General features: G+C 74.2%; 13 protein-coding genes. 3 read left to right on the plus strand and 10 right to left on the minus strand.

The features are described 5' to 3' along the window. Window positions 1-62: 62 nt before the first annotated feature. On the minus strand, window positions 63-1160 hold the full coding sequence (locus tag ACZ6J5_RS05265; protein ID WP_469387800.1) for a carbohydrate kinase family protein: 1098 nt from the start codon (window positions 1158-1160) through the stop codon (window positions 63-65). Window positions 1161-1430: 270 nt separating this feature from the next. Between ACZ6J5_RS05265 and ACZ6J5_RS05270 the strand changes: the two genes are divergently transcribed. After that, window positions 1431-2606, plus strand: a complete 1176-nt coding sequence (locus tag ACZ6J5_RS05270) for an MFS transporter (RefSeq protein WP_469387802.1) — start codon at window positions 1431-1433, stop codon at window positions 2604-2606. Window positions 2607-2622: 16 nt separating this feature from the next. Here the strand turns inward: ACZ6J5_RS05270 and ACZ6J5_RS05275 are convergent, their stop codons facing one another. The 7 genes from ACZ6J5_RS05275 to hrcA form a co-directional block, all read right to left on the minus strand. After that, on the minus strand, window positions 2623-3630 hold the full coding sequence (locus ACZ6J5_RS05275; protein ID WP_469387804.1) for an adenosine deaminase: 1008 nt from the start codon (window positions 3628-3630) through the stop codon (window positions 2623-2625). 110 nt (window positions 3631-3740) lie between these two features. After that, window positions 3741-4643: a ribonuclease Z gene (locus ACZ6J5_RS05280; protein WP_469387806.1), complete on the minus strand. Its 903-nt coding sequence runs from the start codon at window positions 4641-4643 to the stop codon at window positions 3741-3743. 15 nt (window positions 4644-4658) lie between these two features. Then, on the minus strand, window positions 4659-5018 hold the full coding sequence (locus ACZ6J5_RS05285; RefSeq protein WP_469387808.1) for a histidine triad nucleotide-binding protein: 360 nt from the start codon (window positions 5016-5018) through the stop codon (window positions 4659-4661). 158 nt (window positions 5019-5176) lie between these two features. Continuing rightward, the gene (locus ACZ6J5_RS05290) at window positions 5177-5920 is read right to left on the minus strand and encodes a 16S rRNA (uracil(1498)-N(3))-methyltransferase (RefSeq protein ID WP_469387810.1); all 744 of its coding nucleotides are present in this window, start codon (window positions 5918-5920) and stop codon (window positions 5177-5179) included. Next, entirely contained in the window at window positions 5917-6996 is a 1080-nt protein-coding gene (locus ACZ6J5_RS05295; RefSeq protein WP_469387812.1) for a nitronate monooxygenase, read from the minus strand. Before ACZ6J5_RS05295 ends, ACZ6J5_RS05290 begins: the two co-directional genes overlap by 4 nt. A 202-nt stretch (window positions 6997-7198) precedes the next feature. Then, window positions 7199-8338, minus strand: coding sequence for a molecular chaperone DnaJ (dnaJ, locus tag ACZ6J5_RS05300; RefSeq protein WP_469387814.1), 1140 nt, complete (start codon window positions 8336-8338; stop codon window positions 7199-7201). Then, window positions 8339-9358: a heat-inducible transcriptional repressor HrcA gene (gene hrcA / locus ACZ6J5_RS05305; protein WP_469387816.1), complete on the minus strand. Its 1020-nt coding sequence runs from the start codon at window positions 9356-9358 to the stop codon at window positions 8339-8341. 155 nt (window positions 9359-9513) lie between these two features. On the opposite strand from hrcA, the gene ACZ6J5_RS05310 reads away from it, so the two are divergent. Both ACZ6J5_RS05310 and ACZ6J5_RS05315 read left to right on the plus strand, forming a co-directional pair. Continuing rightward, a complete protein-coding gene (locus tag ACZ6J5_RS05310) occupies window positions 9514-10248 on the plus strand; it encodes an MBL fold metallo-hydrolase (protein WP_469387818.1) in 735 nt (244 codons plus the stop codon). A gap of 58 nt (window positions 10249-10306) precedes the next feature. After that, window positions 10307-11119 carry a DUF3097 domain-containing protein gene (locus tag ACZ6J5_RS05315; RefSeq protein WP_469387820.1) on the plus strand — a complete coding sequence of 271 codons (813 nt, stop codon included), beginning with the start codon at window positions 10307-10309 and terminating at the stop codon, window positions 11117-11119. 251 nt (window positions 11120-11370) lie between these two features. Here ACZ6J5_RS05315 and hemW read toward each other — a convergent pair whose 3' ends face one another. Continuing rightward, window positions 11371-12603, minus strand: a complete 1233-nt coding sequence (gene hemW / locus ACZ6J5_RS05320; RefSeq protein ID WP_469387822.1) for a radical SAM family heme chaperone HemW — start codon at window positions 12601-12603, stop codon at window positions 11371-11373. 108 nt (window positions 12604-12711) lie between these two features. Then, the gene (locus tag ACZ6J5_RS05325; RefSeq protein WP_469387824.1) at window positions 12712-14589 is read right to left on the minus strand and encodes an AMP-dependent synthetase/ligase; all 1878 of its coding nucleotides are present in this window, start codon (window positions 14587-14589) and stop codon (window positions 12712-12714) included. Window positions 14590-14714: the final 125 nt, after the last annotated feature.

The raw sequence follows: 14714 nt of genomic DNA on the forward strand, positions 1-14714 counted from the left end.
ACGGACAACCCCGAAGCGGTTTACCGCGCGTACCCGCGCCGTTTCCCGGCCCGCGACGGGCCCTACGAGGCGGCGGCCCGGAAGCCGATGGTGGGGACGGCCCGGCGCAGCGGCCAGGACCGGTCCGGGACCGGCAGCAGGCGCTCCAGGAAGGCGTACCGGCCGCGCAGCGCCGCCGGGTCCTGCCCCTCGTGGCCCTGGACGGTCTGCCACCAGGCGGCGATCTCGCCCCAGGTCGGCGCGGACAGCGAGCCGCCGAACTCCTGGACGGAGAGGGCGGCGGTGAGACCCGCGAAGGCGAGCCGGTCGGCGAGCGGCCAGCCGGCCAGGGTGCCGGTGACGAAGCCGGCCACGAAGACGTCCCCGGCGCCGGTCGGGTCGAGCGCGGCCACCTGGATCGCGGGCACCTCGGCGGTCTCGCCGGTGCCCCCGTCCACGGCGTAGGCCCCCTCGGAGCCGAGCGTGACCACGGCGTAGCGCACCTTGTCGGCGAGGGCCCGGGCGGCGGCGCGCGGGCAGTCGGTGCGGGTGTAGCGCATCGCCTCGGCGGCGTTGGGCAGGAAGGCCTCGCAGTGCTCCAGGTCGGTCAGGCCGGCCAGGTCCCAGCGCCCGGTGTCGTCCCAGCCGACGTCGGCGAAGACCTTGGCGCCGGAGCGGGCCGCCCGGGCCACCCACTCCTCGCTGCGGCCGGGCACCAGCGAGGCGACGGCGGCGCGGGCGTGCGGCGGGTAGGCGGGGAGGGCCCCGTCGAGCGGCGGCGCGGCGTGCCCGTGGGAGACCATGGTCCGCTCGCCCTCGTAGGCCATGGAGACGGTGACCGGCGAGTGCCAGCCGGGGACGGTCCGCGACAGCGAGAGGTCGATGCCCTCGCCCTGCGCCAGCGCGTCCCAGCAGTACTCGCCGTAGTGGTCGTCGCCGAAGGCGGCGGCGAGCGAGGTGCGCAGCCCCAGCCGGGCCAGCGCGGTGGCCATGTTGGCGACGCCGCCGGGGCTCGACCCCATGCCCCGGGCCCAGGACTCGGTGCCGCGCACGGGGGCGCTGTCGAGGCCGGTGAAGATGATGTCGAGGAAGACCGTACCGGTGAGGAAGACGTCGCAGTGCGGGTCGGTGGGCTCGCGCAGGCGGACCAGCGGGTCGACGTCGGTGTCGCGTTCGGTCACAACAGGCTCCCCGGTCGTGGTGCGGCGGATCGGCACCCTGGTGCTGATCCGGACAGTGTGCCCGAAGGGGGTGGCGGGACAGGGGTGACGCAGCGAGGTCGTCGCTTGATACCCAAGAAATCCCACCCCAAACCGATCGTGACTCACATCACAGATGCAATCGGGGGATACCGCCTTCTCCGCCCAGTCGGATGCTTGATACACATGGTGCCGCGACCGTGTGGATCACCGGGCGTCATCTCATTTCCCCGTTCAGTCCCTGGAACGCCCATGCCCGCGCGCCCGCGTGCCCTGGGGGCCCTCGTCGCCCTTTTCACGGCCGGATACCTCGCCCCCTACCTGCTGCCGACGCTCGTCGGGCGGCTCGCCGCCGGGCTCGGACTCAGTACCTCCCAAGCCGGTCTCGTCGGCTCGATCCTGCTGCTCGGCTCCGCCTCCGCCGGCTTCACCCTGGCCTCCCGGGTGGAGCGGATCGGCCCCCGCCGGGCCGCCCGCGCCGGGCTGCTCGCGATGGCCCTCGGCTACGGGACGGCCGCCGCGAGCGCCACGGCCACTCCGGTCGTCGCGGGCGCCGTCCTCGGCGGCCTCGGCTCCGGCACCGCGACCGCCGTCGCCGTGGCGGGCATCGCGGGCCGGGCGGACCCGCACCGCGCGGCGACCCTGGGCCTGCTGTCCGTCTCCGCGACGGCGGGCGCCCTCTACCTGGCGCTGCCGCACCTCGGCGGCGGGCACGCGCTGCCATTCGCGGCCATAGCGGCGACGGCGGCGCTGGTCTGGCCGGCCGCCTCCCGGCTCCCCGGACCGGCGGCGGCCCGCACCCGGGGCCCCGCGCCCGCCGGGCCGCTCCCGCACCGCCGCGCGGGGGCCGTCCTCGCCTGCGCGATCCTGTGCTGGTCGATGGCCCAGAACGCGCTGTGGGGCGTCAGCGGGCGGATCGGCCTCACCCAGGCGGGGCTCTCCGAGGTCACCCTCGGCCTGGTCTTCGCCGTCGCCCTCGGCGCCGGGCTCGCGGGCGTCACCGTCGCGAGCGCGCTCGGGCCCCGGCTCGGCCGCGCGGTCCCCATCGGCGCCGGCACCGCGTTCATCGCCGTCTGCGTGCTGCTCAGCTCGGCCGCCGAGGGCCCGTACGCCTTCGCGGCGGGCGAGATCCTCTGGAACGCCGTGTACCCGGTCGTCCTGTCCTGCCTGCTCGCCCTCGCGGCCTCCCTGGACCCCCGGGGCCGCTGGGCGGTCCTGGTCGGCTCCGCGAGCTCGCTGGGCGTGGCCTGCGGCCCGGTGACCGGCAGCGCCCTCGCGCAGACGGCGGGCTTCCCGGGCATGGGCCTGGCCCTGTGCCTGCTGCTCCTGGCGGTGGCCCTGCCGATGACGGCGGTGGCCCGGCGCGCGGAGGGGGCTGCCCCGGCGCCCGTCCTGCCGGCCGTCGCACCGGACCCGGCGGGCGCCTGAGCCGTACGGCGCGTCCCTACGGGGTCTCGGTCCCGGCGAACTCGTACGCCTCGACCTCCGCGAGGTACCGCGCCCGGCGCTCCTCGTCGTCCTCCAGGAAGGAGGCCAGGAAGGAGTTGCGCGCCAGGGTCCGCAGCTCGTCCTCGGTGAGGCCCAGCGCCTCGCGCACCGCGTCGAGGTTGTCCTCCACGTACCCGCCGAAGTAGGCGGGGTCGTCGGAGTTGACCGTCGCCATCAGCCCCGCCGCCAGCATCGTCCGCAGCGGGTGGTCGCCGATCACGTCGATCGCCCGCAGCCGCACGTTGGACAGCGGGCACAGCGTCAGCGGCACCCGCTCCCGCACCAGCCGCTCCACCAGCTCCGGGTCCTCCAGGCAGCGCAGCCCGTGGTCGATCCGCTCGACGCCGAGGACGTCCAGGGCCTCGCGGACGTACGCCGCAGGCCCCTCCTCGCCCGCGTGCGCGACCCGCCGCAGCCCGAGCCGCGCGGCCTCCTCGTACACCGCGCGGAACTTCGCCGGCGGGTGCCCGACCTCCGCCGAGTCGAGGCCCACGCCGGTGATCCGGTCCAGGTACGGGCGGGCCCGCTCCAGCGTCGCCAGGGCCGACTCGGCCGGCTCGTCGCGCAGGAAGCACATGATGAGCCGGGTGGAGATCCCGTACCGCTCCTCGGCTCGGTCGAGCGCCGCGCCGAGCCCCTCGACCACCGTGCCGAAGGGGACGCCCCGCGCGGTGTGCGCCTGCGGGTCGAAGAAGATCTCGGCGTGCCGCACGCCCTGCGCGGCGGCCCGCGCGAGGTACGCGTCGGCGAGCTCGGTGAAGTCCTCGGCGGTGCGCAGCACGCTCATCAGGCCGTAGTACAGGTCCAGGAAGGACTGCAGATCGGTGAAGCGGTAGGCCTCGCGCAGGGCCTCGGTGTCCGCGTACGGCAGGGTGACGCCGTTGCGCGCGGCCAGCGCGAACGCCAGCTCGGGTTCGAGGGTGCCCTCGATGTGGAGGTGCAGTTCGGCCTTGGGTATCGCCATGGTGCTGGTGCTTCCTGGTGCTCGGCTTGCTCGTGTGCTCGGTGTGCTCGGTGTGCTTATGCGCTCGGTGCGCTCGGCTCGCTCGCCGTGCCCGGCGTGCCCGGCGCGGGTCAGCGCTTCGGTACGGGGATCCTCATCAGGTCCTGGGCGACGCTCAGCTCGCCCTCGAACCCGGCCGCCCGAGCCTGCCGTTCGAACTCCGCGGGCTCGGAATAGCGCTGCGAGAAGTGCGTCAGGACCAGGTGCCGCACCCCCGCGTCCCGGGCCACCGCGGCGGCCTGGCCGGCCGTCAGGTGCCCGTGGTCGGTGGCGAGCCGGACGTCCTCGTCGAGGAAGGTCGACTCGATGACGAGCATGTCCGCGCCCTCGGCCAGCGCGTACACCCCGTCGCACAGGCGGGTGTCCATGACGAAGGCGAAGCGCTGCCCGCGCCGCACCTCGCTCACCTCGTCGAGGCTCACCCCGCCGAGCACGCCCTCGCGCTGGATCCGGCCCACGTCCGGCCCCTTGATCCCGTGCGCGGCGAGCCGCTCCGGCAGGATGCGGCGCCCGTCGGGCTCGGTCAGCCGGTAGCCGTAGGACTCCACGGGGTGGGAGAGCAGCCGGGCGTCGAGGGTGTACGCCCCGGTGACCGCGAACGGCCCGTCGGCGTCGACCGGCGCCTCGGTCAGCGCCACGGTCTCGCGGTAGGCCGTGGCGTACCGCAGCCGCTCGAAGAAGCGCTGCCCGCTCGCCGGATAGTGCGCGGCGACCGGGTGCGGGACCTGGTCGAGGTTGATCCGCTGGATCACCCCGGCCAGGCCCAGCGAGTGGTCACCGTGGAAGTGCGTGACGCAGATCCGGTTGAGGTCGTGCGCCGCGACCCCGGCCCGCAGCATCTGCCGCTGGGTGCCCTCGCCCGGGTCGAAGAGGATGCCCTCCCCGTCCCAGCGCAGCAGGTAGCCGTTGTGGTTGCGGTGCCGGGTCGGCACCTGGCTCGCGGTGCCGAGGACGACCAGTTCGCGTACGGACACGGTGACGTCGGGGTCCTATCCGGGCGGCCAGTTGAGACCACGGCCGCCGAGGACGTGCGCGTGGGCGTGGAAGACGGTCTGCCCGGCGCCGGCGCCGGTGTTGAACACGATCCGGTAGCCGTGGCCGTCGAGCTTCTCGTCGGCGGCGACCTCGCCGGCCTCGCGCAGCACGTCGGCGGCGACCGAGGGCGCGGCGGCGGCGAGCGAGGCGGCGTCCGGGTAGTGCAGGCGCGGGATCACCAGGACGTGGGTGGGCGCCTGCGGGTTGATGTCGCGGAACGCGAGCGTCGTCTCGGTCTCGCGCACGAGCGTCGCCGGCACCTCCCCTTCCACGATCTTGCAGAACAGGCAGTCGCCCTGCGGCTCTCCGGCCATGACCCGGTCCTCCTCGGCTCCGTCGATCAGCTGATCCGTACCCGCGCATCGTATCGGGGCCCGGGCGGGGCGGACCGGGGCCGGGAGAGAGTCCGGCAGGTCCGGGGTCCGGGTCCGGGTCCGGCAGATCCAGGGGGGCGGGCCCCCGGCCCCCGCGCCTACGACCAGCGGCCCGTGCGCCCCAGGACCAGCGCGGTCGCCGCCGTGCCGGCCGTGGAGGTGCGCAGCACGCTGTGCCCGAGCCGGTACGGCCTGGCCCCGGCCTCCTCGAAGAGCGCCAGCTCCTCCGGGGACACGCCCCCCTCGGGCCCGACGACGAGCACGATCTCGCCGGTCGCGGGGAGTTCGGCGGTGGCCAGCGCCCCGCTCGGGTGCTCGCGGTCCTCGTGCAGCACGGCGGCGAAGTCGGCGGTCGCGAGGAGCGCGGCGACCTGCTTGCCGGTCATCGCGTCGGCGACCTCGGGGAAGCGGCTGCGGCGCGACTGCTTGCCGGCCTCGCGGGCCGTCGCCCGCCACTTCGCGAGCGCCTTCAGCCCGCGCTCGCCCTTCCACTGGGTGATGCAGCGGGACGCGGCCCACGGCACGATCGCGTCCACGCCGGTCTCCGTCATCGTCTCGACGGCCAGCTCGCCCCGGTCGCCCTTGGGAAGCGCCTGGACGACGGTGACGCGGGGCGCGGGCGCCGGGTCCTCGTGGACGGCGGTGACCTGGACGGTCAACTGGTCCTTGCCTTCGGCGGCGGTGACCACACAGGCGGCCCAGGCGCCGTTCCCGTCGGTGAGCACCAGCTCCTCGCCCGCGCGCAGCCGCTTCACGGACACGGCGTGGCGGCCCTCGGGCCCGTCGAGGAGGAAGCCGCCGACCGGGGGGACGGTGTCGACGACGAAGACGGGTGCGGTCACGGGGCGCTCCTGGAGCATGCGAGGGCGGTGTGGAGTTCTTCGGCGAGGACCTCGACGAGCCGCGCGGCCGGCAGCTCCCGGGCCAGCCGGTGGCCCTGCCCGGCCCACAGGGCCATGCCCTGCGGGTCGCCCGCCTTCGCGGCGGCCTTGCGCAGCGGGGCGGTGAGGTGGTGGACCTCGGGATAGGCGGCGGGGGCGTACGGCCCGTGCTCGCGCATGAACCGGTTCACCAGGCCGCGGGCCGGGCGCCCGGAGAAGGCCCGGGTGAGCTCGGTGCGGGTGAACAGCGGGTCGGTCAGGGCCCGCTTGTGCAGCGGGTCGGCGGCCGACTCGGGGCAGGCGAGGAACGCGGTGCCGAGCTGCGCCGCGTCGGCTCCGGCGGCGAGGACGGCGGCGATCTGGCGCCCGCGCATGATGCCGCCGGCGGCGATGATGGGCAGCTGGACGTTCTCGCGGACCTCGGTGAGCAGGGCGAGCAGCCCGCCTCCGCTGCCGGCGGAGGGCCCGTCGGCGGGGTCGTCGCGGTGGGTGCCCTGGTGGCCGCCCGCCTCGGTGCCCTGGACGCACAGGGCGGCGGCGCCGGCGCGCTGGGCGGTGCGGGCCTCCTCGACGGAGGTGACGGTCACGACGGTGAAGGTGCCGACCCGGGCGAAGGCGTCGAGCGCGTCGCGGTCGGGGCAGCCGAAGGTGAAGGAGACCACGGGGACGGGGTCGTCGAGCAGGATCGCCAGCTTGGACTCGTACCCGTCGTCGCGGCCCTCGTCGACGTCCCCGAGCTCGGTCTCGTACCAGCCGGCCTCACCGGCGAGCTGGTGCCGGTAGACCTCGACGGCGGCGGGGTCGGCGGGCTGGCCGCTCTGCGGCATGAAGAGATTGACCCCGAACGCCTGTCCGGTGAGTCCGCGGACCCGCTTGATCTCCTGGTAGAGACCGCCCGCGGTCTTGTACCCGCCGGCCAGGAACCCGAGGGCTCCCGCCTCGCACACGGCGCCGACGAGCTCGGGGGAAGAGGCGCCACCCGCCATGGGAGCCTGCACGATCGGGTGACGAAAGAGATCGTTCAGTGCGGTGGACATGCAGGCATCGTGCCATGCCGCGACGGCCGGGCCGAATCGGTACGGAGGGGTACGGGGCGGAGGGCCGCCGGGCATACGAGGACGGCCCCGGGAGGTACGCGGGGACGGCCCCGGCGGTACGCGAAGGGGCGGCCCCGGGGGTACGCGAAGGGGGCGGCCCCGCGCGATGCGGTGCCGCCCCCGGGGCGGGTCCGGTCCGGACTCAGCGCCCGTTGAACGCGTCCTTCAACCGCGAGAACAGCCCCTGCTGCCCCGGCTGGAACTGCCCTGTCGGGCGCTCCTCGCCGCGCAGCTTGGACAGCTCGCGGAGCAGCCGCTCCTGCTCCGGGTCCAGCTTGGTCGGGGTCTGCACCTCGACGTGGACGATCAGGTCGCCCCGCCCGTTGCCGCGCAGGTGCGTGACGCCCCGGCCGTGCAGCGGGATCGACTGGCCGGACTGGGTGCCCGGACGGATGTCCACGTCCTCAAGCCCGTCCAGCGTCTGGAGCTGCACCTTCGTGCCGAGGGCGGCGGCGGTCATCGGGATGGTGACCGTGCAGTGCAGGTCGTCGCCGCGCCGCTGGAAGACCTCGTGCGGGGTCTCGTGGATCTCCACGTACAGGTCGCCGGCGGGGCCGCCGCCGGGGCCGACCTCGCCCTCGCCCGCGAGCTGGATCCGGGTGCCGTTGTCGACGCCGGCCGGGATCTTGACCGTCAGCGTGCGCCGCGAGCGGATCCGGCCGTCGCCCGCGCACTCGGGGCACGGGGTCGGGACGACGGTGCCGAAGCCCTGGCACTGCGGGCAGGGGCGGGAGGTCATGACCTGGCCGAGGAACGACCGGGTGACCTGCGAGACCTCGCCACGGCCGCGGCACATGTCGCAGGTCTGCGCGGAGGTGCCGGGCGCGGCGCCCTCGCCGGAGCAGGTGGTGCAGACGACGGCCGTGTCGACCTGGATGTCCTTCGTGGTGCCGAAGGCCGCCTCGTCGAGGGTGATCTCCAGGCGGATCATCGCGTCCTGGCCGCGCCGGGTGCGCGAGCGCGGGCCGCGCTGGGACGCCGTCCCGAAGAACGCGTCCATGATGTCCGAGAAGTTCCCGAAGCCGCCCGCGCCGAAGCCGCCCGCGCCTCCGGCGCCGCCGGAGGCGGAGAGCGGGTCGCCGCCGAGGTCGTAGACCTGCTTCTTCTGCGGGTCCGACAACACCTCGTAAGCGGCGTTGATCTCCTTGAACCGCTCCTGGGTCTTCGGGTCCGGGTTCACGTCCGGGTGAAGCTCGCGGGCGAGTCGGCGGAAGGCCTTCTTGATCTCGTCCTGCGACGCGTCGCGGCGTACGCCGAGTACGGCGTAGTAGTCCGTGGCCACTTACGACTCCGCCAGGATCTGTCCGACGTAACGTGCCACTGCGCGTACCGCTCCCATCGTTCCGGGGTAATCCATGCGGGTCGGTCCGACCACGCCGAGTTTGGCGACTGCCTCGCCGCCGGAACCGTAGCCGACCGAGACGACCGACGTGGACGTCAGCCCCTCGTGGGCGATCTCGTGCCCGATGCGTACGGTCATGCCCGATTCCTTGGCCTCGCCCAGCAGCTTGAGGAGCACGACCTGCTCCTCCAGGGCCTCCAGGACGGGCCTGATCGTCAGGGGGAAATCGTGTCCGAAGCGGGTCAGATTGGCGGTGCCGCCGATCATGAGCCGCTCCTCCTGCTCCTCCACGAGCGTTTCGAGGAGGGTCGCGAGCACGGTGGTGACCGTGCCCCGGTCCTCGATCTCCTCGAAGGACTCCGGCAGGTCCTGCACGAGCTGCGGCACGTCGGCGAACCGGCGGCCGACGACCCGGCTGTTGAGCCGGGCCCGCAGGTCGGCGAGGGAGGCCTCGCCGAAGGGGGCCGGGCAGTCCACGACGCGCTGCTCGACCCGGCCGGTGTCGGTGATGAGCACCAGCATCAGCCGGGCGGGGGCCAGCGACAGCAGTTCCACGTGCCGGACCGTCGAACGGGTCAGCGAGGGGTACTGCACGACGGCGACCTGCCGGGTGAGCTGCGCGAGCAGCCGCACCGTGCGGCCGACGACGTCGTCGAGGTCGACGGCTCCGTCGAGGAAGTTGTGGATCGCCCGCCGCTCCGGGGTCGACAGCGGCTTGACGCCGGCCAGCCGGTCCACGAAGAGGCGGTAGCCCTTGTCGGTGGGGATGCGCCCGGCGCTGGTGTGGGGCTGCGCGATGTAGCCCTCCTCCTCCAGCACCGCCATGTCGTTGCGCACGGTGGCGGGCGACACGCCGAGCTTGTGGCGCTCGGTCAGCGCCTTGGAGCCCACCGGCTCCTCCGTCCCGACGTAGTCCTGGACGATGGCGCGCAGCACCTCGAGTCTGCGTTCGCTGAGCACCGCGCACACCTCCAGCTGTCGATCCGGTTCCGGTTCCGCCCTGTTTGGCACTCGCCCTGCCCGAGTGCCAGCAATCCCCCGGCCAGTGTACGGCGGGTGACGTCGCTCCTGGCAAGGAGGCGGGTCGGCCGGGCCGCAGGGGTTAGCGTCGCCGCATGGACGTCACTTGGGAAGAGTACGGGTGGGAGCGGCTCGCGGACGGCGTCGGCAGGCGCCGGCTGCCGGGCTGGGACGCCACGGCGGGCCTGGTGATCGGCCGGGACGCGGTGCTGCTGTACGACACGGGGGCGAGCCTCGCGCAGGGCGCGGAGCTGCGGGCCCAGGCCCAGGCGCTGACGGGCGGCCGCCGCGTGACGCATGTCGCACTGAGCCACCCGCACTTCGACCACGTCCTCGGCACGGCGGTGTTCTCCGGGGCCGAGGTCTTCGGGGCGGTGGGCATGGACACGCTGCTGCCCCGGGAGCGGGCGGAGCTGTGCGCGGACGCGGTGCGGTTCGGGGTGGACGCGCGGGAGGCGGAGGAGGCGGCGGAGCTGCTGGTCGCGCCGCGCCACACGGTGTCGGGCGAGTGGACCCTGGACCTGGGCGGCCGGCAGGTGCTGCTGGCCAACGTCGGGCCCGGCCACTCGGGCCACGACCTGGCCGTCTGCGTGCCGGGCGCGGTCCCGGGCGCGCCGGAGGTGGTCTTCTGCGGCGACCTGGTCGAGGAGTCCGGGGAGCCGCAGGCGGGCCCGGACGCGATCCCGGCCCGCTGGCCGGCGGCCCTGGACCGGCTGCTGTCGCTGGGCGGCGAGGACGCGGTCTACGTGCCGGGGCACGGGGCGGTGGTGGACGCGGCGTTCGTGCGGCGCCAGCGCGATGAGCTGGCACGGCGCTTCGGGGTGTCGTAGCGTCGCCCGGACGCGCGTGAGCGCGCCTCGCGCCTCCTCCCGGACGGAAACGGAGCCCATGCGTAGCTACAACCCGGACCTGACCCCGCCCTGGAAGCGCCCGGCGCCCGTCCCCGAGGTCCCGGCGGACGCCGATCTGGTGGTGGAGGAGGTCGCGACCGGCTTCTGCGGGGCGGTGATCCGCTGCGAGGCGGACACGGTGACGCTGGAGGACCGCTTCGGCAAGCACCGGGTGTTCCCGCTGGCGCCGCGCGGCTTCCTCCTTGAGGGCCGGGTCGTCACGCTGGTCCGCCCCGCCCGCCCGGCGCCGTCCCGCCCGGCCCGGACGGCCTCCGGCTCGATCGCGGTCCCGGGCGCGCGGGCGCGGGTCGCCCGGGCCGGCCGGATCTACGTCGAGGGCCGCCACGACGCCGAGCTGGTGGAGCGCGTCTGGGGCGACGACCTGCGCATCGAGGGCGTCGTCGTGGAGTACCTGGAGGGCGTCGACGACCTCCCGGCGATCGTCGCCGACTTCGCCCCGGCCCCGGACGCCCGGCTCGGCGTGCTGGTCGACCACCTGGTCCCGGGCTCCAAGGAGTCCCGGATCGCGGCCCGGGTGACCTCCCCCGACGTGCTGATCGTCGGCCACCCGTACATCGACGTGTGGGAGGCAGTAAAGCCCGCCGCGCTGAACATCCCGGCCTGGCCCTCGGTCCCCCGGGGCCAGGACTGGAAGACCGGCGTCTGCCGCGCCCTCGGCTGGCCGGAGAACACGGGCGCGGTCTGGCAGCACATCCTGTCGAAGGTGACCTCGTACAAGGACCTCCAGCCCGAACTCCTGGGCGCGGTGGAACACCTCATCGACCACGTGACGGCACCCGCCGACGCCTGACGGGCCCCCGGGCCGACAGGCCCCCGGACCGGCAGGCCCCCGGACCGGCAGGCCCCCGGACCGGCAGGCCCCCGGACCGGCAGGCCCCCGGACCGGCAGGCCCCCGGACCGGCAGGCCCTCGGACCGGACAGGCCCCAGGTCCGGACAGGCCCCGGACCGACAGGCCTCCGGACCCGGCAGGCCCCGGACCGGACAGGCCCCGGACCGGCAGGCCTCCGGACCCGGCAGCCCTCGGGCCGGACAACAGCCCCTAGTCCACCAGGTCGCGCACCACCGCGTCGGCGAGCAGGCGGCCCCGCAGGGTCAGAACCGCCCGGCCCTCCGCGTACGGCTCGGGGGCGAGCAGGCCGTCGGCCAGGGCCTTGCGGGAGGCCGCCAGACCCGCCGGCTTCAGCAGGGCGAGCTCGGCGCCCTCCCGGAGCCGCAGCTCCAGCAGGATCCGCTCCACCCGCCGGTCCTCCTCCGACAGCACCTCGCGCCCGGCGCCGGGCGACCGGCCCGCACCCAGCGCCGCCGCGTAGGCGCCGGGGTGCTTCACGTTCCACCAGCGGACGCCGCCGACGTGGCTGTGGGCGCCGGGCCCGGCGCCCCACCAGTCGGCACCGCGCCAGTAGAGCTCGTTGTGCAGGCAGCGGCCGGCCTCCGAGGTGGCCCAGTTGGACACCTCGTACCACTCGAAGCCCGCCCCGGACAGCGCCTCCTCCGCCATCAGGTAGCGGTCGGCGTGCACGTCGTCGTCGGTCGTCGGTATCTCGCCCCGGCGGATCCGCCGGGCCATCTGCGTGCCCTCCTCCACGATGAGCGCGTAGGCGCTGACGTGGTCGGGCCCCGCGCCGATCACCGCGTCGAGGGAGGCCCGCCAGTCGTCGTCGGACTCGCCGGGGGTGCCGTAGATGAGGTCGAGGTTGACGTGCTCGAAGCCCGCCGCCCGCGCCTCGGCGACGCACGCCTCGGGCCGCCCGGGGGTGTGGGTGCGGTCGAGGATCTTCAGCACGTGCTGCCGGGCGCTCTGCATCCCGAAGGAGATCCGGTTGAAGCCGCCCTCGCGCAGCGCGGCCAGATACGCGGGGTCGACGGACTCCGGATTCGCCTCGGTCGTCACCTCGGCGTCCTCGGCCAGCCCGAACTCCTCCCGGATCGCCCCGAGCATCGCGACCAGGTCGCCCGCGTCGAGCAGCGTGGGCGTGCCGCCGCCGACGAAGACGGTCCGGACCGGGCGCGGGTCGTCGCCGAGGGCCTTGCGGGCCAGCCGGATCTCCTCGGCCACCTGCCCCGCGTAGTTCTCCCGGGAGGCGAGCACGCCGCCGGCGCCGCGCAGCTCGCTCGCGGTGTACGTGTTGAAGTCGCAGTAGCCGCAGCGGGTCGCGCAGTACGGCACGTGCAGATAGAACCCGAGCGGACGCTCGCCGGCCCCTTCCAGGGCGTGGGCGGGCAGCGCCCCGTCCTCGGGCATCGGCTCACCATCGGGCAGTACGGAAGGCATGCAGCCATTGTCCCGTACCGCCCGACGCAACCGCCTCCCCTGTGGATAACCTGGAAACCAGCAGGTCAGGGGAGGATTACCACGGTTTCAGGTCCGCCTCGGGCCCGCTCAGGCCTCGCGCGCGCCCTCGTACATCTCCTCGATCAGGTGCTGGTAGGTCCGCTCCACCACCGGCCGCTTCATCTTGAGGCTGGGGGTGAGCTCGCCGTGCTCGACGTCGAGGTCGCGCGGCAGCAGCCGGAACTTCTTGATCGTCTGCCAGCGCTGGAGCCCCTCGTTGAGGCGGGCGACGTACCCCTCGATGAGCTTCTCGGTCCGCGGGTCGGCCACGACCTCCGCGTACGGCTTCCCGCCCAGCTCGTGCTCGGCCGCCCAGCCGAGGATGGCGGGCTCGTCGAGCGCGATCAGGGCGGAGCAGTAGTTCCGGTCGGCGCCGAGCACCACGATGTTGGAGACGAAGGGGCAGACGGCCTTGAACCGGCCCTCGACCTCGGTCGGCGCGATGTACTTGCCGCCGGAGGTCTTGAACAGGTCCTTCTTGCGGTCGGTGATCCGCAGGTAGCCGTCGGCGGACAGCTCGCCGATGTCGCCGGTGTGGAACCAGCCGTCGGACTCCAGGACCTCGGCCGTCTTCTCCGGCAGGCCGTGGTAGCCCTCCATGATGCCGGGGCCGCGCAGCAGGATCTCGCCGTCGTCGGCGATCCGGACCTCGGTGCCGGGCAGCGGCTTGCCGACGGTGCCGGTGCGGTAGGCCTCGCCCGGGTTGACGAAGGAGGCGGCCGAGGACTCCGTCAGGCCGTAGCCCTCCAGGATGTGGATGCCCGCGCCGGAGAAGAAGTAGCCGATCTCGGGGGCCAGCGCGACGGAGCCGGAGACGGCGGCGCGCAGCCGCCCGCCGAAGGCGTCGCGGAGCTTCTTGTAGACGAGCGCGTCGGCGACCTTGTGCTTGGCGGCGAGGCCGAAGGGCGCGGAGGCGGTGCCGGTGCGGCGGAAGTTGTCCTGGGTGACCTTGGCGTACTCGCGGGCGACCTCGGCGGCCCACTGGAAGATCTTGTACTTGGCGCCGCCGCCCTCGCGCGCCTTGGCGGCGACCCCGTTGTAGACCTTCTCGAAGATGCGCGGGACGGCCGCCATGTAGGTGGGCTGGACGACCGGCAGATTCACGATGATCTTGTCGATACGGCCGTCGACGGCGGTGACGTGGCCGACCTCGATCTGGCCCGAGGTGAGCACCTTGCCGAAGACGTGGGCGAGCGGCAGCCACAGGTACTGCACGTCGTCCTGGGTGACCAGGCCGGTGGCGGCGATGGCCTTGGCCATGTACGACCAGTTGTCGTGCGGGAGGCGGACGCCCTTGGGGCGGCCGGTGGTGCCGGAGGTGTAGATGAGGGTGGCGAGCTGCTCGGCGGTGATCGCCCCGACCCGCTCCTTCACGGCCTCCGGGTGCTTCTCCAGGTACGCCTTGCCGCGCTCCTCCAGCTCGGCGAGGGTCAGCACCCACTCGTCGGAGGTGTCGGCGCCCTCGGCGTCGATGACGACCACGTGGTGCAGGTGGGTCAGCTCGGCGCGCCGCTCGACGGCCTTGGCGAGCTGCTCGGCGTTCTCCGCGATGAGCACGCGCGAGTCGGAGTCGGAGAGGATGAACGCCGACTCCTCGGCGTTGGTCTGCGGGTAGACCGTGGTGACGGCGGCGCCCGCGCACATCACGCCGAGGTCGGAGAGGATCCACTCGACCCGGGTCGAGGAGGCGAGCGCGACCCGCTCCTCGGGCTCGACGCCGAGGTCGATGAGGCCGGCGGCGATCCCGTAGACCCGCTCGGCGGCCTGCGCCCAGCTGAGCGACCGCCACTCGTCGGGGCCCTGGCCGGAGGCGGCGGGGACCGGGTAGCGGTAGGCCTCCGCGTCCGGGGTCCGCTCGACGCGCTCAAGGAAAAGGGTCGCCACGGACGGCGGCCGGTTCTCGATCAGGGTCTGTGTGTCGCTCACGACGTCCTCCGGGCGGCGGCGGTGCGGTCAGGCGTTCGGTCAGGCGTGGGGATTTAACTGGCGAGTAACCTTCGAGCGGCTTCAGCGTAGAGCGCATGGGACTGGCGCGTAAGGGTCTGCATATA

The sequence above is a fragment of the Streptomyces sp. NPDC042100 genome (genome assembly GCF_055582325.1).

Excerpts from the sequence above, each read along its gene's own strand:
- ACZ6J5_RS05315 (WP_469387820.1), top strand. The coding sequence starts at position 10,307 with ATGCGTAGCTACAACCCGGACCTGACCCCGCCCTGGAAGCGCCCGGCG.
- ACZ6J5_RS05295 (WP_469387812.1), bottom strand. The coding sequence starts at position 6,996 with ATGTCCACCGCACTGAACGATCTCTTTCGTCACCCGATCGTGCAGGCT.
- ACZ6J5_RS05285 (WP_469387808.1), bottom strand. The coding sequence starts at position 5,018 with ATGGCCGGAGAGCCGCAGGGCGACTGCCTGTTCTGCAAGATCGTGGAA.
- hemW (WP_469387822.1), bottom strand. The coding sequence starts at position 12,603 with ATGCCTTCCGTACTGCCCGATGGTGAGCCGATGCCCGAGGACGGGGCG.
- ACZ6J5_RS05270 (WP_469387802.1), top strand. The coding sequence starts at position 1,431 with ATGCCCGCGCGCCCGCGTGCCCTGGGGGCCCTCGTCGCCCTTTTCACG.
- ACZ6J5_RS05310 (WP_469387818.1), top strand. The coding sequence starts at position 9,514 with ATGGACGTCACTTGGGAAGAGTACGGGTGGGAGCGGCTCGCGGACGGC.
- ACZ6J5_RS05275 (WP_469387804.1), bottom strand. The coding sequence starts at position 3,630 with ATGGCGATACCCAAGGCCGAACTGCACCTCCACATCGAGGGCACCCTC.